This is a genomic window from Exiguobacterium sp. s48, assembly GCF_018617395.1.
Lineage (GTDB): Bacteria > Bacillota > Bacilli > Exiguobacteriales > Exiguobacteriaceae > Exiguobacterium.
This window is the reverse complement of the sequence record NZ_JACSKC010000001.1, coordinates 1620722-1640589: the sequence shown is the minus strand read 5'-3', so window position 1 is coordinate 1640589 and position 19868 is coordinate 1620722. Positions and strand designations below refer to the sequence as shown.

Genomic DNA, 19868 nt, shown 5'->3' with positions numbered 1-19868 from the left:
TTCATCATACTTCCGTTTTCGGGTCGCAGGATGAAAATCCTGCAAAACGAAAGAAAAACCCGACTTTCGTCGGGTTTTTTAGCGTGACCAAAGTCACGGTCGCTTATAACCGAGTAAGCGTGACTGCCAATACGGTTCTTTACTGATTTGGTTGTATCCTAATCCAGATGAACCGGCATGGATGAACGTATCGGAATTGATCATGATGCCCATGTGTGACGGTCCTGCGGTATACGTGTTCTCGAAGAAGACGAGGTCGCCTGCTTGAGGGACGTACGACTTCGGTAATTGTGATCCGAAGTAAGCGCCACTCCAATAATTGGCCACGTTCGTCCGTGGGATGCTGACACCGGATTGATTGAATACATAATAGATGAGTCCGGAACAATCAAATCCACCGTTTGTCGGGCTAGACGACGCCCATACGTACGGTGTGCCGACATATTGCTTGGCCACCTGGATGGTCGAAAGCCGTGTCGACTGGGCGCTTTGTCCTTTGATTTCGGTGACAGCTGATTTTGCGACGAATCCTGACGAGAGGCGATAGTGGGTCGCCGTCTCTCCGATCACATTCAACAGTTCCCCGCGCAGTGTCGAACCGACCGTGTTGCTCGACTCGTTCGCCTGGGACCGAATCGATGTCGGGTAGTACGTATAATACGAGTTGGCGTCATAAGATCCTTCGACCCAAGACGGACCGTCTGCCGAGCCTTTCGGGACGGTTTTCACATAAGCCGAGGCGACAAATCCAACCGTATTGCCGTAATAAATCTGTAGCCAGCCTTTCGAGGACTGGACGACGCGTAACGTCTGTCCCGCTTTGACACTCCCGATGATGGTCGCGTTCGTCGATGAACTCGAACGGACATTCAAGGATGGGGTGTTGACGATGTAATCGACAGCCACATTGCCGGCACCGGCATCTCCTTCGTTCGGAGCCGGGTCACTCGGTGTCGTGGACGTCTGTTTCAAATAGCCGGCACTCACGTATCCGGATTTCCCGTTATACGTGACATAGTACCAACTACCGGACTGTTTCGTCGCCTGAACGACCGTTCCATTCGGAATCGTTGTGACGAGAGCGTAGCCGATTCCGGCACCTTGGCGCACGTTCAAGTTCGCGGTCGTGACGAACGATTGATTGAGAGATGTATCTGTGCTCGGATTCGTCGGTGTCGCCTCTCCTGATGTCGTTAAATATGTATTGGCGACATATCCCGTTTTCGATCCATACTTTATTTTTGACCAAGACCCTTCAACTGATAGGACAGTGACCGTCTTTCCTTTTGGAATGGTGATCAACACGGTCGTCTTCGTCGATTTCGAGGAACGAAGGTTCAAGTTTGCTTTCGTTTGTGCCGTTGTCGTGCTCGGCGTGACCGTTGTCGGTTTGTCAGTGCTACTAGAGGTCGATGCCTTTTGCAAGTAATCGTTATGCACCCAACCGGTTTGTCCGCCGTGACTGACTTTCGTCCATGATCCGTTCGTTTGGATTGGAGTGAGCGTCGTACCTTTAGGAATCGTCAAAAGAACGCGATGCCACGTTCCACCGGCGACTCGCAAGTTCAATGCGTGTGTCGTCGTGACACGATTCGTGCTCGTCGTGGTTAATGAGGAACCACCTGTCCCAGCAGAGGGGCTGCCTGTGAGCTTCAGTTTTTGACCGACGCGAATGTGATCGGAAGAGAGACCGTTCAATGATTTGATGGTTGCAACGGACAAATCGTATGAGCGGCTGATGGACCAGAGCGTGTCACCCGAACGCACGGTGTGAGTGCTCGCCGCAGACACTTCATCCGCCTGAGCAACTAGGCTGATTGCTGCAAGTGCCGCGAATGAATAGGTGAGACCAGACTTTGGATTCATAGCGTCACATCCTTTCAAAAGAGTGAGAACGAAATCATTCAACAAGTGAAACAATACAAGTTCATTGTAAGGCGAGATGAAATGCACAAGCAATGGTTCAAATGGTCAATACACCTCCCTTTCTTTAAAAGCAGGTCAATAATTTATAAATGGGTAAAAATGGATATTTAATCGATTCGAAAAAGAAGGAAGTATTGACTTTCTGTTGAATTTTGGAAAACGTAAGGGGAGATGTTTCGTGCTATCATTAGGTCAAATTAAAATGGGTGAGGTAGCAGAGACATGGTCGAGAAGAACTTTTCAAACCGAACATATCGTAAACATCAAGAGAAACTGTTCGAGCTCGTACGAATGCCGATTGTGACCGAAGAAACGGTACAGGAAGCCATTCGATATATGTGTGAAATCGTCGCCGATATGCTGGCGGTTGATACGGTGTCCATCTGGCACTTCGATCCATCGTATCAATCCATTACATGTCAAGTCGCGTATTCTCACGAGTCAGGGACGCATTATCCAGAGTTGACGGTGTATCGTGAACTTGCGCCGGATTATTTTGACGCACTACAGACGGAGCGGGTTCTTGCATTCGAGGATGTTCGAAATCACCCATGGGTGAAGGAGCTCTATACAGAATATTTTGTGGAAGGCCAACGCATTCATTCGATGCTCGATGCTCCGATTTATGCGAACAATCGTGCCAAAGGTGTCGTTTGTTGCGAGACATTTTTACCGCGAGAGTGGAACTACCTTGAGGAATTAATCGTCAGTACGCTCACAGACTTTATCGCAATTTTGTATTTCCGGCTCGATCGACGGTTAGTGGATGAACGAATTCATCAGTTAGCCTATACGGACGAGCTAACAGGGTTGATGAACAAGTATGCGTTTGTCGATGAAGTCGATGCATTGCGTCAGCAGACGAGAGGATTTTTAGGGTCTATTGTTTATATTCGTGCAGACGACTTCCGATCGATTGAGGATGCGATTGGTACCGAAACGTCTGATCTCATCGTACAAGAGATGGCAAGACGGTTGCGAGAGGTCATCGATGAATCAAGAATTGCGCGCACGTCACAATCGGGATTTGTCATTTGGATTCCTTATGGCGAACGGAGAAAAGTGCGTTCGATTGCGGAACATTTATGTGAGCAAGTCACGCGAGTTCCTTATCGAATTAATGAATTGGATGTCGTCTTGACCACAAGTGCCTTCATTTCGATCGAGAAGGAGAGTCGCTCTACGTTAGATATGATTCATACGACCCGCGTCGTGGCAGGTCAAGCAGATGAGAAACGGGGTGTCATTGCGTTTTTTGAAGAAGAGATGGCACAGGAGGCATCCGAACGCTTATTGTTAGAAATGAATCTTCGGACCGGGGTGCTCGCAGGTCAATTTGAACTCTATTTCCAACCAAAAGTGAATGCGTCCTCGGGAGAACTGAGGGGATTCGAAGGATTGATGCGCTGGAATCATCCAGAACGAGGGCTTGTACCACCGCTTGACTTCATTCCACTCGCTGAATCGACAGGAATCATCATCGATTTAGAAGAATGGGCATTCGTAACGGCTTGCCGGCAGTTGAAACAGTGGCACAATCGGGGAGACCGCTACGAGCTCGCGCTGAACTTATCGGCACGACATTTTCTATCTGAAGGAGTCGTCGAAAAATTTGCCCAAATCGCTCGGGAAGAAGGGGTCTGTACGAGCTATTTGACCTTGGAGATCACGGAGAGTGTGGGGATGGAAAACCAGCAACACGTCATCGATCGTTTCATCGCATTCCGAGAAGAAGGATTTTCAATTTCGATTGACGACTTCGGGACCGGGTTCTCGGCGTTCGTCTATTTAAAGCACTATCCGATCCATGAAATTAAAATCGATCGTCAGTTCATTCAAGTGACTGAAAATGACCCGACCGGAAACGTCATCGTCGAATCAATTGTCGACTTGGCGCGTGGGTTGAATTTGAAGACGGTGTGTGAAGGGGTCGAGACAATCGAACAGTGGAACGCGTTGCGCGAACTCGGTTGTGACGAGATGCAAGGATACTACTTCTCTAGACCGTTACCGCTTGAAGAACTCGAAAGATGGATTGCTGACTATACGACACAGAAAAGGGACGCCTGAGCGTCCCTTTTTCTTATGCCGTGAATGTGATTCGAATCGTGGTACCGTATCCGAGTGTACTGTCGACCTCGACCTTCCCGCCGTGGGCTTCGATGATGTCCCGTGAAATGGCCATGCCGAGGCCGCTTCCGCGTGCGTCGTCCGTATTCGTGCCCCGGTAATAGCGTTCAAAGATATAAGGTAATTCGGATTCGGCAATCCCGTGTCCATCATCTACAACCGTCACGACATCATCGTCGACTCGAACGGTCACGTGCACGGACTCGTCATTATGAATTAACGCGTTATACAAGAAGTTGAGCAAGGCCCGCTTCATAAAGTGCCGATCGAGCAAGACGGTCGCTGCTTGAGTGGCCTCGAACTCGATGTGGTGCTCGCTGAAGCGAGAGTCGTTCAATACGTCGATGACGACTTCACGGACGAACGGCTCGAGGTTTGTCTCTTCGAGGGTAAGTGGGAAGTCACCATGCTGCAGACGCATCGTCAAATTGAAATCGTCGAGCAGTTCCTTCATATACTTAGCTTGACGCTCGATTACATGGGCATATTGTCTGCGCTCGGTGTCGTCGAGCGAATCATCGTCGAGCAGTTCGGCGTACCCTTGGATGGAGGCGAGTGGCGTCTTCAAATCATGAGACACGTTGCTCATCCATTCTTTTCGACGGTCATCGAGTTCTGCGCGCTGACGTTCATAAGTTTGAAGTGTCTGTGAGACGGCATTCAAGTCGTGGAAGACGGGGCGATAGATGCCAACACGTTTCGGTTCAGCGGTCGAGAAGTCGCGGTGTTTCAGTTGCTGAATCCGCTCGGTCAAGCGGTAGACGGGGCGCGTCAATCGTGAACTGAACAATACACCGATCAAGGCGGCGACGAGCAAATCGACGACGAGTATCCAGAGGAGCGCCTTTGTGATATACGAAAGAACCGCCTGTTCGTCTAACATGAAGAGCACCCGACGTTCACTTGCCTCTGGCACACCGATGAGATAACTGTACGATTCATATTCCGCGATGAAATAGAGTCGGAGGTCGTCATCCATATATTTATAGATTTGAATCAGTTCAATCGGAGAATAGGCGTCCGGTAGTCCACTCGGGGCGTCGATCTCGCTGACGACTCGTCCCGTCTCATCTAAAAAGCGGACGAATGCACCAGACTGGCGAAGGGCCTCGCGCCCCGCTTCTGATACGACAGGTTCACCATCTTTGAGCGAAAGATACGTACTGAAGTTTCGGGTAAATGTCTCTCCGGAGTTGCTTTCCACATCGTCAAGTCCCGTCCGGTCATTGACGAGGAGACCGAACAAGATTGAAATGTTCAAGAAGACGACGAGCGCGACAATGAGGAGGATCGACAACAAATAGCGACCGGTCAGTTTCCATTTCATCATGACCGCTCCTTACACCGTCAACCGATAGCCAAGTCCCTTGACCGTCTTGATATACGTCGGTTCGGATGGATTCGGTTCGATTTTTTCACGCAGACGTCGGATATGGACCATGACGGTGTTGTCCGATCCGAAGAATGACTCACCCCACACTTGCGTGAAGAGCGTCTCCTTGCTGAGAATCCGGTTCGGGTTGCGTAAAAAGCAGGCGAGGAGACCGACTTCCTTCGCCGTCAATTCCAGTCGTTCCCCGTTCACGTACACTTCCGTCTCGTCTTCATTCATGTGAAAGGGGCCGACGGTCGTCTTTTCCATCGGCGCTTCCATCATCGACACTCGTCGAAGCTGTGCCTTTACGCGGAATGCGACTTCTTTTGGGCTAAACGGCTTCGTGATGTAGTCATCTCCACCGATGGCGAGGCCGAGCAGTTTGTCGACTTCTTCCGATTTGGCAGATAGGAAGAGGATCGGAATAGTGGACTGCGCCCGCATCTGTTGGCAGAGCTGATAGCCTTCCCCGTCCGGCAACATGACGTCCAAAATCGCCAAGTGAGGGCGAAACGTCTCGAAGACGTCCAACCCGTCCTTCAACGTGTGGGCGGTCCGAATCTCATGAAATCCTTCCTTTTCAAGCGCGCGTTGAATCAACGTACATAAGTCTTGTTCATCATCCACGATGAGAATCCGTGGCTGTTCCATCGTCATCACCTCGTTCTAAGCATATCACGTAAGGATTTTGTAAGGTACGCGTGAGTTGGGGTTAAGACAGGGGGCGTAATGTAAGGGACAGAAAGAGGTGCTGAACATGGAAACATTATTACAAGTAAAAGCGATTCAAAAGACATATGGGAAAGGGGACGCGACGTTCCGAGCGCTCGATGACGTCTCCTTCACCATTGAGCATGGGGAGTTCGTCGGAATCATGGGACCGTCCGGGGCTGGGAAGTCGACGTTACTCAACGTCCTCGCGACAATCGATACACCGACGTCAGGTGAGATTTTAGTCGAGGGTGACGACATTGCATCGATGAACGAGGAGGCGCTCGCCGATTTCCGGCGTGATCATCTCGGGTTCATCTTTCAAGACTATAACCTGCTCGATTCATTGACGGTCCGGGAAAACATGTTGCTCCCGCTCGCCGTCTCGAAGACGCCGGTTCACGAGACACGCGCAAAGGTCGAGCGATTGGCGAAACGGTTCGGGCTCGAAGGGATTCTCGAGCAATATCCGTACCAAATTTCAGGTGGACAGAAACAACGAACGGCCGTTTGTCGGGCGCTCATCTCGGACCCGAAACTCATCTTTGCCGATGAACCGACGGGTGCGCTCGACTCGAAGTCGGCGACCGATCTCTTAGATACCCTTGCTCGATTGAATGAAGCGGAGACGACCATCATGATGGTGACGCATGACGCCTTCGCCGCAAGTTTTTGTCGCCGAGTCCTCTATATTCAGGACGGACAGTTGAAGAAAGAACTCATTCGCGGCAACGCCTCACGGGACGCATTCTACCAATCGATTCTCGAGGAGCTCGCGAAAGGCGGTGCGGTCGATGACGCTATTTGAGCTCGCGAAGAAGAACGTCGTACGGAATCTGTCGCGATATGCACTCTATGTCGGGACGACCATCTTTTCCATCGTCATCTACTTCACGTTCGCGACACTGAAGCATAGCCATGAGATCAGTGCGCTTGCGGAAACGTCGAAGAAGATCAGTGGGTTGATGAGCACGTCGACGTTCATCTTGATGTTGTTCGTCGCCCTGTTCATCGCCTACTCGAATGCCTTCTTTTTGAGAGGGCGTAAGCGTGAGGTCGGGCTCTACTCATTACTCGGGGTCCGGAAGAAACAGATTGGGCTCTTGCTCTTGTTCGAGAACATCGTCATCGGAGCGGTGTCCTTGGTCATCGGGATCATTCTCGGAATTTTCGGGGCGAACGCGCTCCTCCAACTATTGATGCGTCTGATGGACAGTGACTTGAAGATTGGATTCGCTTTCTCGGCGTCGGCATTCATTGAGACGTTCCTCGTCTTTCTTGCGATTTTTCTCTTCACATCATTCCAAGGCTACCGGGTCATCTATCGCTTCAAGTTGATTGATTTGTTCCATGCGGATAAGAGTGGGGAAGGGGTGCCGACGGCAAAAGGTTGGGTCGCGCTCACGGGCGTCCTCACGATTGGAGTGGCGTACTGGCTCGCCCTTCAGGATCTGATGACGTCCTCTCTGTGGAAAACGCTCGGACTCGCGATGCCGCTGCTCATCATCGGATTGAGTGTCATCGGGTCGGCGCTTCTCTTCCATAGTGTCTTGATTTTCGTTTTGACATGGTTGAAAGGGAAGGAGCATTGGTCGTGGAAACGGCTCAACTTGTTGACGACATCACAGCTCCTCTATCGCATTCGTGGGAACGCGAAGACGCTCACGTTGATCAGCATCATCAGCGCGACGGCGATCACGGCAGGTGGTGCCATCTTCAGCGTCTACTATTACGCGGAAGAGAATGTCGCCTCGTATACACCTTATACGTATGCCTGGAAAGGGGAGGCGGTTGAGGTGGACGGAGCGACATTCGAATCAAGCGTCGAGCAAAAGACGATTCGGACGGAAGCGCAGTACGGAGAGCGTGAACTCGGGGTCATCGATGAGTCGACATACCGTCATCTCCTGCAAGGTCTCGGTGTGGCAGAACCGGCACCGTTCAAACAGGATGAGGTCGTATGGGTCGACCCGTTCTATGACGAACGTTACTCGGAAGAACTCGAATCAGTCGAACTGTCAGGACAGACGGTTGACGTGTCGACGCGTCTTGAAGAGTCGCCGCTCAACGTGATGACGTTCGGCGGGTCGTTCCTCGTTGTGGCCGACGACATGTTCAAGACGATGACGGAACCGAGCGAGACGTATCATGTCGCTCTCACGGAGTCGTTCAAAGATCAGCGTGACCAGTCCGAGCGTCTAGCGGGACTCGGGCTCGAATCGTTCTCGAGTGCGCCGGACGTGTACGCCGAGACGATGGCGATGAACGGGGCGCTTCTCTTTGTCGGGACATTCCTTGGGCTCGTCTTCCTCGTCGCGACCGGTAGCGTCATCTACTTCAAAACGATGACGGAGGCAGAGGATGATCGGGCGAAGTATACGATATTACAGAAAATCGGCATATCCGACCGGGACGTGCGCCGGACGGTGCGCCAACAAATCCTCGTCGTGTTTCTTGCCCCGTTCGCGCTCGGGATTCTACATGCGACCGTGGCGCTCGTCGCGTTCTCAAACTTGTTGAGCATGAATTTCACGATACCAGTTTTCGTCTGGATGGGCGTCTATACGACCATCTATGCGGTCTATTATGGCATCACGGTTCGTCGCTTCATGACGGCGGTTCGGTAAGGAGAGAAAAATATGAAAAAATGGATTGGAATTGCAATAGTTTCGATTGTATTGATCGGAGGGCTAACGCAGGTGGATTGGAATCGAATTGGGAAAGACACCCTGTTCGTCAAAGTAGAAGCGGTGTCTGATGTGGAAGAGACGACACTCGAGAACGGTGACGTGATGAAGCGATACGTATACACGCAACCTGCTTTCACGTCTGATGGGAAGGCGAGGGAAATCACCTTCACGGCCGCGAACAAACTTCGGGAAGGGGCGTACTTACGCCTCTATGTGAAAGATGGAGACACGGTTACCTCATACGAGGAAGTGTCCCGTTCGGACGTGCCGCAGTCGATCACTGAAAAGTGAGTAAAAAAGCCATTCGTCATGACCTTCATGGCGGATGGCTTTTGTCTGTTCAGACGACAGGCGCCTCATAGGCGTTTAGTTCGAGTTTTAATATGTACGTTAATTCATGATGCGCCAATTCAGAGAAGTTCGTCTTTTTGACATGTGTTCGTGGGCGCAATCCGCATTCCAATGCGATGTCGACAATGGTACGAATCTGATTTTCCGTATAGAATCGCTTCCGGCCGAACGTGAATGGGGTCGGTGGCAAGACGTTATCTGTCTCCCATTTGATTAACTGCTGTTGGCTACGCGGGATGCCGGCCACACTGAAAGCGCGGCTCAATTCCTTGAGCGGATAAACAATCAAATGTTGTTCTTTATACGAAATTGGTTTTCCTTGCTCCGGTCGGTATGTGTCCCATTCGGTCGCTGAAAACGTCAGGTCGGCTTGGTCGAAGTCGTGTTGAGCGGAAGGAATAGAAATGATACTTGAGATGTCTAGGCTGTTCATATGATAAATCTCCTTCTTCAAGACTGACTGGTTGTTTCAAAAATGCCCTCCTACGTATCGTACCCCATTTACAAGAATTTAACTGACAGTTTTTTCAAAGAGGGGGAATGATTCGTGGGACTTTTGACGTATTTTTGAACGTTGTCTGCCGAACATTAAGATACCCTAATTGGTATGAAAACTCAAGAGAAGCAGTCAAAATTTGAAAAATGAATAAAAATTCAGACAATTTAGGACTATCGTCACTTATTGTTATAGAAAAATAGAATGAGCACTTTCATCGTGAAAGCGGTTAATAAGGGCGAAGGAGGTGAGACAGATGGCAGCTTATCGAGAAGCAGCGACGATGTTTTATTTGGACACCCGGCGACAAGTCGACGGAAAAGAGAAAAAACAACTCGTTCGCTACGGACCGCTCGGAAGTCAAATGGATGAGGCGCGGATGAAACAGTTCGGTGACTTGATCAAGGCACTGATTGATGTGGAATCCGCTACCTACATCGTGGCCCAGGAATTTCTAGTGTATTAACAGGGAGGACTTATGAACAACCTCACTCGTCTAACAGCCGGTCCCCGGCACGATGAGCAGGTGGTTACATGAGTTGGCCCGAGCTCATCTCAAATCTCGGGTTCCCCATCGTCGTCTCGCTCTACTTACTGCATCGGATTGAGACGAAGCTCGATCGCATGATCCAACTGCTCGAGCGAATGGATACCTCGACCGTATCAGAAACCTAATCCCCTATCGAAAGGAGCCATCCCCCTATGGCTGTCTTAACTGAAAAGAAAGCAACACTCGTCTTGACGACACACCATGACCTACAAACGGCAAAACCGACGAAAAAAGCACAACGATTCGGTCCGATTCGTGCGGATCTCACAGCAGAAACGGTCGATGCGTTCGGCCGCCTCATGATCGACCTCGTCATTCAAGAGGACGCGGACCTTGGCATCATCCGTGAATACGATTTAGTCTAACCCACACCCTAAGGAGGAGAATCATCCATGACTGACACAAAACTTGAAATCTCATTTTTAGATACATTCCATAAGGTCGTACGCTTCCGCTTGAACAACGTGAAACAACCGGTCGATGCTCAGAAAGTAGAAGCGCTCGCCGACTTCATCGTCGCCAACGACCCACTCGCGAAGAACGTGATGGAATGGACCGAAATCAAGATGATTGAAGGTACGCAGACGGTATTGAGTGAGAAATAAGGTCGAGAAGCATCGCCATCGCGATGCTTCTTTTTATTTACATAATTATCTTTCAAAAATCAAAATTAACAATTATATTTAAAGTAGCAAAAAATAAATAAATTAAGGAAGGGTTTGTAAAAAGTTGAAACGATTTTTATATGCCATCATGCTATTGATGATATTGCTTGTGGTGCCAAGGCAGGAGGCATGGGCTGCTTCTGTCATCGAGGCAGGTACGCAACTTGAAGAAACGATAAAAGTGATCCCGCAATCACCATTTTATCTAGATTATCAGGACGGGAAGACGCGACTGCATAACCCGAGAATTCAGTCCACTGTCGTTATCGACTTTCCCGGGAACTTAACGACGCATTCATCTGGTGACGAGGGGAGCTACGGAGGCGTCCGCTCGTGGATCGCCAGTCTAGACAGACAGGAATGGATTGCCGTTCCCCAATATGATCAACCCCTCATCCGTGTCCAACGAGACGGAACGACATCTCGAATCGACTCTTTGGAATCACCACATCGGGCGGAACTCGTCTCGTATGATGCCAGCCGAGACGTGATGCTCTGGCGTGATTCGTACAAAAACGAGTGGGCGTTGACAGATCTGAATGGAACGGTCAAAAAAACGTACCCACTCATTTCAGGACAACGTTTCCTATTAGGGACGAACCTTGATGAATTGATTGCATTCAATACCTCTGACAAGTCGATCACACACCTATCACTTGAGACGGGAGAGGAGCTAGGAAAAACGACATATCCGAATGAATCATTGTCTATCAATTTTGAGTCGAAGACCGATCGACTCTTCATGAAAGGCTCCAATCATTTATACGTTTACGATTTCGCAACCCGAACGATTCAAACGCTCAACTTGAACAGGCAGATCCGTTATGATCTCACATCACTGGTTTATCACGATGGACTCTACTATGGTGTAACGTTTGATGATTCGATGGTCACAATTGATTTAGCGGAAGGTCGCATCACAGAGACGAGCTTGCGCACGCGCAACACGAATAGCGAGTTCGATTTAATCGAGAATGGATACTTCGTACAAGACGACCAGTGGTTGTTGCCAATCGAACGTTTCGGGCAAAAGCCGAAAGAAATGTACACGTGGTTAAAAGCTACTGGCAACTCGGAAGAAGGACATACGTGGCTGAATCATGCCTATCAACTCATGGTGACCATCACAACCGTTGATGGGACCGAACATAAGGTGCCTGTTGCTGAATTGCCGACGGATGTGACACGAATCGAGTCGGCGCAACCGTTCGAAGAAGACTATACGATTCCATCATTTGATCAATCGTTCTCCACTAAGGTCAGCTTCGCCATGCTGGACCATTGGAACTCCTACAAACCGGTCAAACAGCTTCCGCTTCAATTGGACACTACTTTCAAATATGGGGCGGTCGGAGACATCACAGGAACAACGGCGCCGAATGCCACCGTGTATCTCTTCTGTGAAAAAGAGCTGTACAGCACATGTTCAGGCTCTGTCCAGGCGGATGAAACCGGACGCTTCACGCTCTCGAGGGGCATCATCACGGGAGGGCAGACAATAGAGTTGTTTGCTTCCGACTCGCGAGATTACCGTCAAGCAACAGAGGCATCGGTCAAACAGAAAGTCGTTCTTAAACAACCGGTTGTCACGGACCCGACGAAGGTTTTGACATCTACACGAATGGAAGGGATATCCGTACAGACGGTTCCTCACGCGAAAATGGAAGTCCGCCAAATCAACTCGAAGACAGAATATAAAGTGAAAGAAGTGCAGGCAGATGAACAGGGTGTGGCGCAATTGACGACATTTGATCAAAGCCAGCCGTTGTATTATCCGGTCTTCTTCAGAATTCTAGGAACGGAACGTCCCTACGAGATGGCCTATGTGACTGACATCTATCCAATCCCATCTTTCACGTGGACAAAACCACCGAAAACAGGTGACACGACGATTACCGTATATAATGACAAGTTAGACCCGGTTCTCGCTGTTTCTCGTAATGGTAGAGCCGAATCGGCGAAACGCTTGACGAAAGGTCTCAACGTCATCAACTTGAAAGAACCGCTACGCGAAGGCCAGACAATCAAACTCGTTGCGAGCTTCCTTCCAGAGTACACGAAGACGCTCGAGCAAAAAGTAACGAGTGACACACCGAAAGTGTTAGCGGTGAAGGATGTACTCCTTACGTCATCATCTGCGACGTTTACGCTGGCACAAGATCCAAATACCGATACCTATATCCACTACAAGACGCCGAGCGGCACTTCATTCTATTCACGTATGGTCGGGACGAACCGATATCATATTTCGGCAAAACCGGGAACGACGGTCGTCATCTATTCTGCATACGGGTCGAAGAAAAGGACGCTCACATATAAGTTACCGAGTGCGACGATTCCATCGGTGACGTTGACGGACGAACAGACGAAACGGGTCGGCAAGACGTTGCCGAATGCGACCGTGACGCTAAAGAACGGTTCGAAAGTCATTGCAACGACGAAATCGAATGCGAGTGGGTCGTATACGCTCACGTTCAGCCGTCCACGTGCCGGGACGAAGCTCTATTTCGAGGCGAAGTCGGGAATTCATCGCGATGCGAAATCAGTCATCGTCAAGTCGGGTATCCGTCCAACCATCAGCACGGGGACCATCCGTTCGACGACTAAATCGGTAGCAGTGCGTACGAACGTTCCGTATGGCACGCTGTATGTCTACAACGGCAGTAAGTTGGTCGCCAAAAAGTCCATCGGCTCGACAACGACCAACGTCTATATCGGAACGCAGCGACGTGGCACAAAACTGACATTCAAAGTCGTGACACCTGCGAATCGAACGAATCAAACAACTAAATCTGTGTATTGAATAATTTGAAGGCGACTCTTGCAGTTTGAGTCGCCTTTTTTAAGTTTGGTCAATCCCCTTCATTATTTTCTGAAAATTGTCGATAGTATAGGAAACACTGCATGATTGAGAGGGGAATACATAGATGGCATGGAAATCAACATGGTCTAAGGCACTGAGCCGGATCAAACGAAAACCGACATGGACGTGGAAACCGACACTCAAGTGGAAGCGCGGAGAGAAGCGTGAACGCACGGCATCTTTCGGAACGAATGTCGGGAAGAATTTGACGATTCGTCAAAAATTGTGGGGACTCGTCCTCATCTCACTCGTCATGGTCATTGGCGTCGGCGGTTACGCGCTATTTTCAATGAGTGACGCGAACCGTCAAGCGGACGACATCGTCAATAACTGGAACAAAGGGCTCGATTACGCCCACGAACTCAATACGCTCGCTGCGAACTATCGCACGCTCGAGCTCGATCATATCGTCTCAGAGGATGCGGCGAAGAAGGAAGAGCTCATGGCGCAGATGAAAGAGATTCGGGATGAAATCAATACCATCGCGCCGAAGTACGAAGCGCGGGCCGTAAACGCAGAAGATAAGGAACTCTTTACAAACTTCTCGCGGCAATGGGAAATGTATCAACGCGTCTCGGACAATATGTTGACGTTCAGTTCGACAGGCAACACGGGTATGGCACGCTCATACTATGATGCGCAGTCGAAATCGACGTATGATAACTTTACACAAAAATTAAGCAACCTCGTCGATTACAACTCAGAAGGGTCACAACGCGTCGGGAAAGACATGGAACGTGAATTTATGCAGTCCCTCATGGCATTGATTGCCGTGACGGTCGGGGCTGTGGCGATTCTCTTATTCCTAGGTCTCAGTTTGTTACGTTCAATCATCCGACCGATGCAAACGCTCCAGACACGCTTCGATGAACTTGCGACGCAAGGTGGGGATTTGACGATGACGATTCCCGTCACGTCGAATGACGAAATCGCGCAAGTCAGTCGTTCGTTCAACACGTTCCTCGGTACACTTCGCGAGATCATGATCGATGTCGATGAGACGGCAAAAGTCGTTCTCTCGTCTTCTAAAGATGTATCAGCCGAAGTGACACGACTCAGTCACTATATGGAAGAAACGTCGGGAACGGTCGAAGAATTGACGGCTGGTATGGAAGAAACGGCAGCTTCATCGCAAGAAATGAGTGCCTCGACGACAGAAATGGGTAGTTCGATCGATTCAATCGTCGACTTATCTAATGAAAGTGCCGAAACAGCGAACCGTGTCGAGACGCGGGCTCACCAAATGCGTGAACAAGCCGTCGTCTCGAAGACGGAAGCAGTGACAATTATCGAGAAGAAACAAGTCGAATTGGCGGAAGCAATCAAAGGAGCACAGTCAGTCGAAGAGATTCGCGTCTTGACGACGGCGATTCTAGCGATTGCCGACCAGACGAACTTGCTCGCCTTGAATGCATCGATTGAAGCGGCACGGGCAGGGGAAGCGGGTCGTGGATTCGCGGTCGTCGCATCCGAAATTCGCAAGCTGGCAGAAAACTCACGTCAGACGGTCAACGAGATTCGCGACGTGTCGAACACGGTCATTGATTCGGTCGAACGACTCAATGCGAGTTCGGAAGACATGTTGACGTTCCTCAACACGAAAGTCATGGCCGACTATGATCGACTTGAAGAATCTGCGACGCAATATGAACAGGATGCGACGGTGTTCGGTGAGACGGCGAAGACGTTCGAAGGGAATGCGCTCCAGCTTCGCCATATGACGGACAACATTCTTGGGGTCATCCAGGAAGTAGCGACGACCGTGACAGAAGGCGCGGACGGAACGCAGTCCATCTCAGAGAAAGTCCAACTTTCAGTCGAACGCTTCAACGATGTTCAGGCGAAGATGGGCGAAACGGAGAAACGGGCGACCGAACTCTCGAATCGTGTGGCACAATTCAAACTATAAGCACGTATCAGAACCGGACAGCTGTCTGGTTCTTTTTTATATGTGCCCTAAAAAAATAAAAAGATAGGTCAATACACAAATGAATTTCAAATTGTTGGTACAAATTAGGCTGTTGCGTCCGATATAAAAATGGCAGTACTTAAAATAGAAAGAAAAAGAGGTGGAAGAGGAGAGGACTCCTCGTAGTACGTGAAAAAGATGTGGAACACATGGACGTTATCAAAAAAAATCATGGCAAGTGTCGGCTTGATCCTGGTTCTGACATTGGTCGGGATGGCCTATAATCTGTGGACGCTCGATCGAATGACAAGTCAGTATGAACACATGATTTCAAACGATGTCATGAAAATGAAAGCAGCGGACGATTTGGCACTCGGGATGGTCCGCCAGGCATATGGGGTACGTGGGTATCTCCTTATACAAGACGATGAACGAAAACAACAAATTAACCGGGGTGGCGAAGAAAAGAAAGTTGCCATCGAATCGTTGATCGAACTCGCGGACAACGAGTCCGAACGAAAAGAATTTGAATCATTACTTGAATATGCGAATGGGTATGACGATATGGCCGTTCAAGCCATCACGGCAATCGACTCAAAAGACCAAGAAGCAATCGATCGTTTAGTGTTCCGTCTCATGCCGGACGTGACGAAATCGATCGCATCGACCGGTGAAGCATTGCAGGCCGAAACGGAAGAGAAGATGCTTACGATGCAAACGGAACTCCAAGAAGCGAGTCAGCGTGCCTTTTGGTACTCAGTCATCATCGCCGTTATCAGTTTCGTCCTGACGATGGGCGCCGGATATGCTATCAGCCATATGGTGACGGCACCGCTCCGTTTCTTAGCAAAAGAAGTGGACGTGGTGGCAGAAGGGGATTTGACACGTGAGGACCTTCAGGCACTCACGCAAGATGAAATCGGACAATTGATGACCGGCTTCAACCGCATGAAAGGCAATTTGCGTGAACTGATTGACCGTGTCACCCAAAACGCACAGGAGATCACGGCACAATCGGAAGAACTGTATGCGAGCACGGAAGAGATGGCGTCGCAGACGGAGGAAACGACCCGTCTCATCGACCGAATCGTGGACGAAACGATTGCGCAGGCGAAAGAAGCGACGGGGACGTCGCAAGCGGTCGCAGCAGCAGATGAAGGCATCGGTCAAATTGCCGGATCCATCGGCTCGATTGACGATGACGTGTCACAGAGTTTGAAGCTCGCCGAAGAAGGTGGTGCGACGATGGCTCAGGCGAAAGACGAGGTGCTCGCACTCGAGCGGGAGACACGTCGGACGGGAGAATCGATTTCGGCACTAAAGCAACAGTCTGACGAGATTGCCCTCATCACCGAGGTCATCCAATCCATCACCGACCAGACGAACTTATTGGCATTGAACGCGGCCATCGAAGCAGCACGTGCCGGTGAACAAGGGAAAGGGTTCGCCGTCGTCGCAGAAGAAGTACGTAAACTTGCCGAGCAGTCGAAACAGTCGGCGACACAAATCGCTGGGTTGATCGAGTCGATTCAGGCACAATCGAACGCCGTTCTCGACCAACACGTCGTCAGTGCGAAACGCGTCGAGACGAACACGTTGTTGCTTGAACGAGCGACACGCGCATTCGAACAGATTGTCAGTCAGCTCGAGACATCGGTCGACAACACGTCACATATCCGGATCGCCTCGCATGAGATTGCAGAAACGACGAAACAAGTCGCGACGTCCTCTCTTCAAATGTCACAAGACAGTGAAGGGATGGCCGACACGATGCGTACGGTCGGTGAGACAGCTGACGCCCAACTTGCGATGATTCAAGAGTTGAACGGGATCGCCGAGTCGCTCGGGAACATGACGAGTGATCTGCAGACGTTGATTGGTCGATTCACGACATAAGATGAAAGTCCTGTCTCTTCGGAGTCAGGGCTTTTCGTTCACATCGAAACGATTCATCATCTAAAAAGTAGGGAATGAACAACAAGGTAAACGACAAAAAGGAGTGGATGAATATGAAGTATACCGTCATTACAGGAGCCAGTTCAGGAATCGGTTATGAGACAGCGAAGTTGCTCGCCGAAAAGGGAAAATCGCTCGTGCTCGTCGCAAGACGAAAAGAAGAGCTCGAGTCGTTACGTGATGAGATCAAATCCATCTCGTCGGATAGTGACGTCATCATCAAATCGACCGACCTGTCATATAGCGAGAACGTGTACGGTTTATATGAATCGCTCGCGGATCTCGACATCGAGACGTGGATCAACAACGCCGGATTCGGGGATGCGGATCTCATCAAAGACGTCGACCTCGGTAAAATCGAGAATATGATTCGTCTGAATATCGAAGCGCTCACCGTCTTGTCGAGTCTATATGTCCGCGATTATCATGACGTCGAAGGGGCGCAACTATTGAACGTGTCGTCTGTCGGGGGATATCGGATCGTCCCAAACTCGGTCACGTATTGTGCGACGAAGTTCTTCGTCAGTGCGTATACGGAAGGGCTTGCGCAAGAGTTGAAGCAGGGTGGAGCCAAACTTCGGGCGAAAGTACTCGCGCCGGCCGCGACGGAGACGAGCTTCGCGGACCGGGCTCGCGATACGGAAGGGTTCGACTATAGCGAGAACGTCGCGAAGTATCATACGGCGCGCGAGATGGCAGAGTTCCTATATGACTTGCTTGAAGGGGATGAAGTCGTTGGGATTGTCGACCCGGAAGATTACTCGTTCAGCTTACGCGGACCGATTAAACCATATGCCGGATAAACAAAAACATCACGCCGTGCTGGCGTGATGTTTTTTCATGACATCGGTACAGAGTAACCACCCGTGAAGCGGTGTGTCAGGCGACGTGTCAAATATCGCAACCGTAGGCGCCACACATAGAGTTGTGACGTGTTTGGCAGGATGACGTTGTCGACGTATTCCGCGAACATATGGCGGAACATCCGTTCTTCACTACGATCATAAGTCGCACTCCACATCCCGTGATTCTCGACTTCAAGGAGCATCCAAATCATCTCGTCGGTCAGCGGGTCATCGTCCTTTAACTCGGCCGTCAGTGCAGCGAAACGATGGCTACACATGGACGCGTATAGGGAATGGGCATGCGGGTCATGCGGATTTAATGTTAAGTAACCGCTCGCCGTCTTCATCAGTTCATCGACCATATCGAGCGGAATGTCGTCAAACACTTGGAAAAATTCGAGCAACATCGGGACGGTGTCCGGGCCGAATCCGGCAAGCCGGACATAGTTCATGATATGAAGACCGGCCTCGCCATGGAACTTGCGGTCGAAGTAGTGGACGGCAAGGGCGCGATGCACGATTGGGACGTCGGGATAGCGTTCGACGCCACGGAGAAAGTGTTGTTCCGCTTCGAACGTGAATCCGGTGTCTTCACTGACGTACCCTTTCAACATATGAAGGATGTAGTGATCGCCGAGCGCGCTCGCTTTATCGAGCCAAGGTTTTGCTGACTCGGTGTCACCTTCTCGAATGTATGGATAAGCGCGCATGGCCGGGAAGAATGGGTCATCCGGGAACGCAGTCTCGCCCCGTGTCGCCATTTCATTGATGGCTTCAGCGTTATAAGCTTCTGTTAATTCTGCGAGGAGCATCATCTCAAGGAACGTGCGCTGGAACTCTGGGGTGTGTAAATCGATGGTCTGTGTCATAGGGTGTCCTCCTCACAAGTACTGGTGTGGCTCTATTATACTTGTTCTCGAAACGAGGGAGTAGCATCTTTTGCAAAAACGGGAAATGGAAAGTATGGGATGGAAAGGAGGGGGACGGCATGGCGACGTTCTCGGGATATGTAGCAGAAGTGATGGAGGAGAAAATCCGGGTCACGCCGACACGGGAGGCGGAACCGTTTGATGGCATCGTGTTTCATGTGACGAGACTTCTTTTGGACGAGACACCGCTTCTTGTCGGGCAACGAGTTCGAATCGAGCATGACGAACGTTTGACGCGTTCCTTGCCGCCACAAACAACGGCATATCGAATCGTTGTGTTATGATGAGGACGAGGTGAAGGACATGGGACAACGGAATTTTTTATGGCTCGGAGCCGTGATTGGCTTCAGTGCCCTCGTCGTCTGGTTATTGCAAGATGCGCTCCCGTTTTGGGCGTTGTCGATTCTGCTTCTTGCGCTAGGAGCGGTGCTCGGCAATCTCCAACGGCGTTTCACACGTGACGAATAACAAG

19 protein-coding genes are annotated in these 19868 nt (G+C 50.3%); 14 read left to right on the top strand and 5 right to left on the bottom strand.

What is annotated here, in order from left to right; genetic code table 11:
* Positions 1 to 93 precede the first annotated feature (93 nt).
* Positions 94 to 1866, bottom strand: coding sequence for a C40 family peptidase (locus tag KNO66_RS08280; protein WP_214741970.1), 1773 nt, complete (start codon positions 1864 to 1866; stop codon positions 94 to 96).
* Between the two features lie 282 nt (positions 1867 to 2148).
* Here KNO66_RS08280 and KNO66_RS08275 point away from each other — a divergent pair, with 282 nt between their 5' ends.
* Complete coding sequence (locus KNO66_RS08275) at positions 2149 to 3996, top strand: sensor domain-containing phosphodiesterase (protein WP_214741969.1); 1848 nt, start codon at positions 2149 to 2151, stop codon at positions 3994 to 3996.
* A 13-nt stretch (positions 3997 to 4009) separates the two neighbouring features.
* Here the strand turns inward: KNO66_RS08275 and KNO66_RS08270 are convergent, their stop codons facing one another.
* Together KNO66_RS08270 and KNO66_RS08265 are read right to left on the bottom strand one after the other, a co-directional pair.
* Entirely contained in the window at positions 4010 to 5383 is a 1374-nt protein-coding gene (locus KNO66_RS08270; RefSeq protein ID WP_353048549.1) for a sensor histidine kinase, read from the bottom strand.
* Positions 5384 to 5395: 12 nt separating this feature from the next.
* On the bottom strand, positions 5396 to 6082 hold the full coding sequence (locus tag KNO66_RS08265; protein ID WP_214741967.1) for a response regulator transcription factor: 687 nt from the start codon (positions 6080 to 6082) through the stop codon (positions 5396 to 5398).
* 106 nt (positions 6083 to 6188) lie between these two features.
* On the opposite strand from KNO66_RS08265, the gene KNO66_RS08260 reads away from it, so the two are divergent.
* The 3 genes from KNO66_RS08260 to KNO66_RS08250 are packed head-to-tail and all read left to right on the top strand — an operon-like array spanning position 6189 to position 9123.
* Positions 6189 to 6950: an ABC transporter ATP-binding protein gene (locus KNO66_RS08260; RefSeq protein WP_031422457.1), complete on the top strand. Its 762-nt coding sequence runs from the start codon at positions 6189 to 6191 to the stop codon at positions 6948 to 6950.
* Positions 6937 to 8769: an FtsX-like permease family protein gene (locus KNO66_RS08255; RefSeq protein WP_214741966.1), complete on the top strand. Its 1833-nt coding sequence runs from the start codon at positions 6937 to 6939 to the stop codon at positions 8767 to 8769. The genes KNO66_RS08260 and KNO66_RS08255 overlap by 14 nt, the downstream gene beginning before the upstream one ends.
* 12 nt (positions 8770 to 8781) lie before the next feature.
* Positions 8782 to 9123, top strand: coding sequence for a YxeA family protein (locus KNO66_RS08250; protein ID WP_214741965.1), 342 nt, complete (start codon positions 8782 to 8784; stop codon positions 9121 to 9123).
* Positions 9124 to 9172: 49 nt separating this feature from the next.
* On the opposite strand, the gene KNO66_RS08245 is transcribed toward KNO66_RS08250, so the two are convergent.
* Positions 9173 to 9616 (bottom strand): MerR family transcriptional regulator, encoded by a 444-nt coding sequence (locus KNO66_RS08245; protein ID WP_214741964.1) that lies wholly within the window; start codon positions 9614 to 9616, stop codon positions 9173 to 9175.
* Between the two features lie 319 nt (positions 9617 to 9935).
* On the opposite strand from KNO66_RS08245, the gene KNO66_RS08240 reads away from it, so the two are divergent.
* The 8 genes from KNO66_RS08240 (at position 9936) to KNO66_RS08205 (ending at position 18425) form a co-directional block, all read left to right on the top strand.
* Positions 9936 to 10145 (top strand): hypothetical protein, encoded by a 210-nt coding sequence (locus KNO66_RS08240; protein WP_214741963.1) that lies wholly within the window; start codon positions 9936 to 9938, stop codon positions 10143 to 10145.
* Between the two features lie 68 nt (positions 10146 to 10213).
* Positions 10214 to 10354, top strand: coding sequence for a YvrJ family protein (locus KNO66_RS08235; protein ID WP_012727209.1), 141 nt, complete (start codon positions 10214 to 10216; stop codon positions 10352 to 10354).
* Between the two features lie 27 nt (positions 10355 to 10381).
* On the top strand, positions 10382 to 10594 hold the full coding sequence (locus tag KNO66_RS08230; RefSeq protein ID WP_214741962.1) for a hypothetical protein: 213 nt from the start codon (positions 10382 to 10384) through the stop codon (positions 10592 to 10594).
* A 27-nt stretch (positions 10595 to 10621) separates the two neighbouring features.
* Positions 10622 to 10834 (top strand): DUF2922 domain-containing protein, encoded by a 213-nt coding sequence (locus tag KNO66_RS08225; protein WP_214741961.1) that lies wholly within the window; start codon positions 10622 to 10624, stop codon positions 10832 to 10834.
* A gap of 124 nt (positions 10835 to 10958) precedes the next feature.
* Complete coding sequence (locus tag KNO66_RS08220; RefSeq protein WP_214741960.1) at positions 10959 to 13697, top strand: hypothetical protein; 2739 nt, start codon at positions 10959 to 10961, stop codon at positions 13695 to 13697.
* A gap of 124 nt (positions 13698 to 13821) precedes the next feature.
* Positions 13822 to 15666, top strand: a complete 1845-nt coding sequence (locus tag KNO66_RS08215; protein ID WP_214741959.1) for a methyl-accepting chemotaxis protein — start codon at positions 13822 to 13824, stop codon at positions 15664 to 15666.
* A gap of 198 nt (positions 15667 to 15864) precedes the next feature.
* Positions 15865 to 17562, top strand: a complete 1698-nt coding sequence (locus KNO66_RS08210) for a methyl-accepting chemotaxis protein (protein ID WP_214741958.1) — start codon at positions 15865 to 15867, stop codon at positions 17560 to 17562.
* A gap of 113 nt (positions 17563 to 17675) precedes the next feature.
* Positions 17676 to 18425, top strand: coding sequence for an SDR family NAD(P)-dependent oxidoreductase (locus KNO66_RS08205; protein ID WP_214741957.1), 750 nt, complete (start codon positions 17676 to 17678; stop codon positions 18423 to 18425).
* 35 nt (positions 18426 to 18460) lie between these two features.
* Here KNO66_RS08205 and KNO66_RS08200 read toward each other — a convergent pair whose 3' ends face one another.
* Entirely contained in the window at positions 18461 to 19336 is an 876-nt protein-coding gene (locus tag KNO66_RS08200) for a hypothetical protein (RefSeq protein ID WP_214741956.1), read from the bottom strand.
* A gap of 119 nt (positions 19337 to 19455) precedes the next feature.
* Between KNO66_RS08200 and KNO66_RS08195 the strand changes: the two genes are divergently transcribed.
* Positions 19456 to 19680: a YobA family protein gene (locus tag KNO66_RS08195; protein WP_214741955.1), complete on the top strand. Its 225-nt coding sequence runs from the start codon at positions 19456 to 19458 to the stop codon at positions 19678 to 19680.
* Positions 19681 to 19699: 19 nt separating this feature from the next.
* Positions 19700 to 19864 (top strand): hypothetical protein, encoded by a 165-nt coding sequence (locus KNO66_RS08190; protein ID WP_214741954.1) that lies wholly within the window; start codon positions 19700 to 19702, stop codon positions 19862 to 19864.
* Positions 19865 to 19868: the final 4 nt, after the last annotated feature.

What these genes read in the sequence shown, in the direction of transcription:
- KNO66_RS08280 (WP_214741970.1), bottom strand. Translation starts at nt 1,866, where the DNA reads ATGAATCCAAAGTCTGGTCTCACCTATTCATTCGCGGCACTTGCAGCA.
- KNO66_RS08275 (WP_214741969.1), top strand. Translation starts at nt 2,149, where the DNA reads ATGGTCGAGAAGAACTTTTCAAACCGAACATATCGTAAACATCAAGAG.
- KNO66_RS08270 (WP_353048549.1), bottom strand. Translation starts at nt 5,383, where the DNA reads ATGAAATGGAAACTGACCGGTCGCTATTTGTTGTCGATCCTCCTCATT.
- KNO66_RS08265 (WP_214741967.1), bottom strand. Translation starts at nt 6,082, where the DNA reads ATGGAACAGCCACGGATTCTCATCGTGGATGATGAACAAGACTTATGT.
- KNO66_RS08260 (WP_031422457.1), top strand. Translation starts at nt 6,189, where the DNA reads ATGGAAACATTATTACAAGTAAAAGCGATTCAAAAGACATATGGGAAA.
- KNO66_RS08255 (WP_214741966.1), top strand. Translation starts at nt 6,937, where the DNA reads ATGACGCTATTTGAGCTCGCGAAGAAGAACGTCGTACGGAATCTGTCG.
- KNO66_RS08250 (WP_214741965.1), top strand. Translation starts at nt 8,782, where the DNA reads ATGAAAAAATGGATTGGAATTGCAATAGTTTCGATTGTATTGATCGGA.
- KNO66_RS08245 (WP_214741964.1), bottom strand. Translation starts at nt 9,616, where the DNA reads ATGAACAGCCTAGACATCTCAAGTATCATTTCTATTCCTTCCGCTCAA.
- KNO66_RS08240 (WP_214741963.1), top strand. Translation starts at nt 9,936, where the DNA reads ATGGCAGCTTATCGAGAAGCAGCGACGATGTTTTATTTGGACACCCGG.
- KNO66_RS08235 (WP_012727209.1), top strand. Translation starts at nt 10,214, where the DNA reads ATGAGTTGGCCCGAGCTCATCTCAAATCTCGGGTTCCCCATCGTCGTC.
- KNO66_RS08230 (WP_214741962.1), top strand. Translation starts at nt 10,382, where the DNA reads ATGGCTGTCTTAACTGAAAAGAAAGCAACACTCGTCTTGACGACACAC.
- KNO66_RS08225 (WP_214741961.1), top strand. Translation starts at nt 10,622, where the DNA reads ATGACTGACACAAAACTTGAAATCTCATTTTTAGATACATTCCATAAG.
- KNO66_RS08215 (WP_214741959.1), top strand. Translation starts at nt 13,822, where the DNA reads ATGGCATGGAAATCAACATGGTCTAAGGCACTGAGCCGGATCAAACGA.
- KNO66_RS08210 (WP_214741958.1), top strand. Translation starts at nt 15,865, where the DNA reads ATGTGGAACACATGGACGTTATCAAAAAAAATCATGGCAAGTGTCGGC.
- KNO66_RS08205 (WP_214741957.1), top strand. Translation starts at nt 17,676, where the DNA reads ATGAAGTATACCGTCATTACAGGAGCCAGTTCAGGAATCGGTTATGAG.
- KNO66_RS08200 (WP_214741956.1), bottom strand. Translation starts at nt 19,336, where the DNA reads ATGACACAGACCATCGATTTACACACCCCAGAGTTCCAGCGCACGTTC.
- KNO66_RS08195 (WP_214741955.1), top strand. Translation starts at nt 19,456, where the DNA reads ATGGCGACGTTCTCGGGATATGTAGCAGAAGTGATGGAGGAGAAAATC.
- KNO66_RS08190 (WP_214741954.1), top strand. Translation starts at nt 19,700, where the DNA reads ATGGGACAACGGAATTTTTTATGGCTCGGAGCCGTGATTGGCTTCAGT.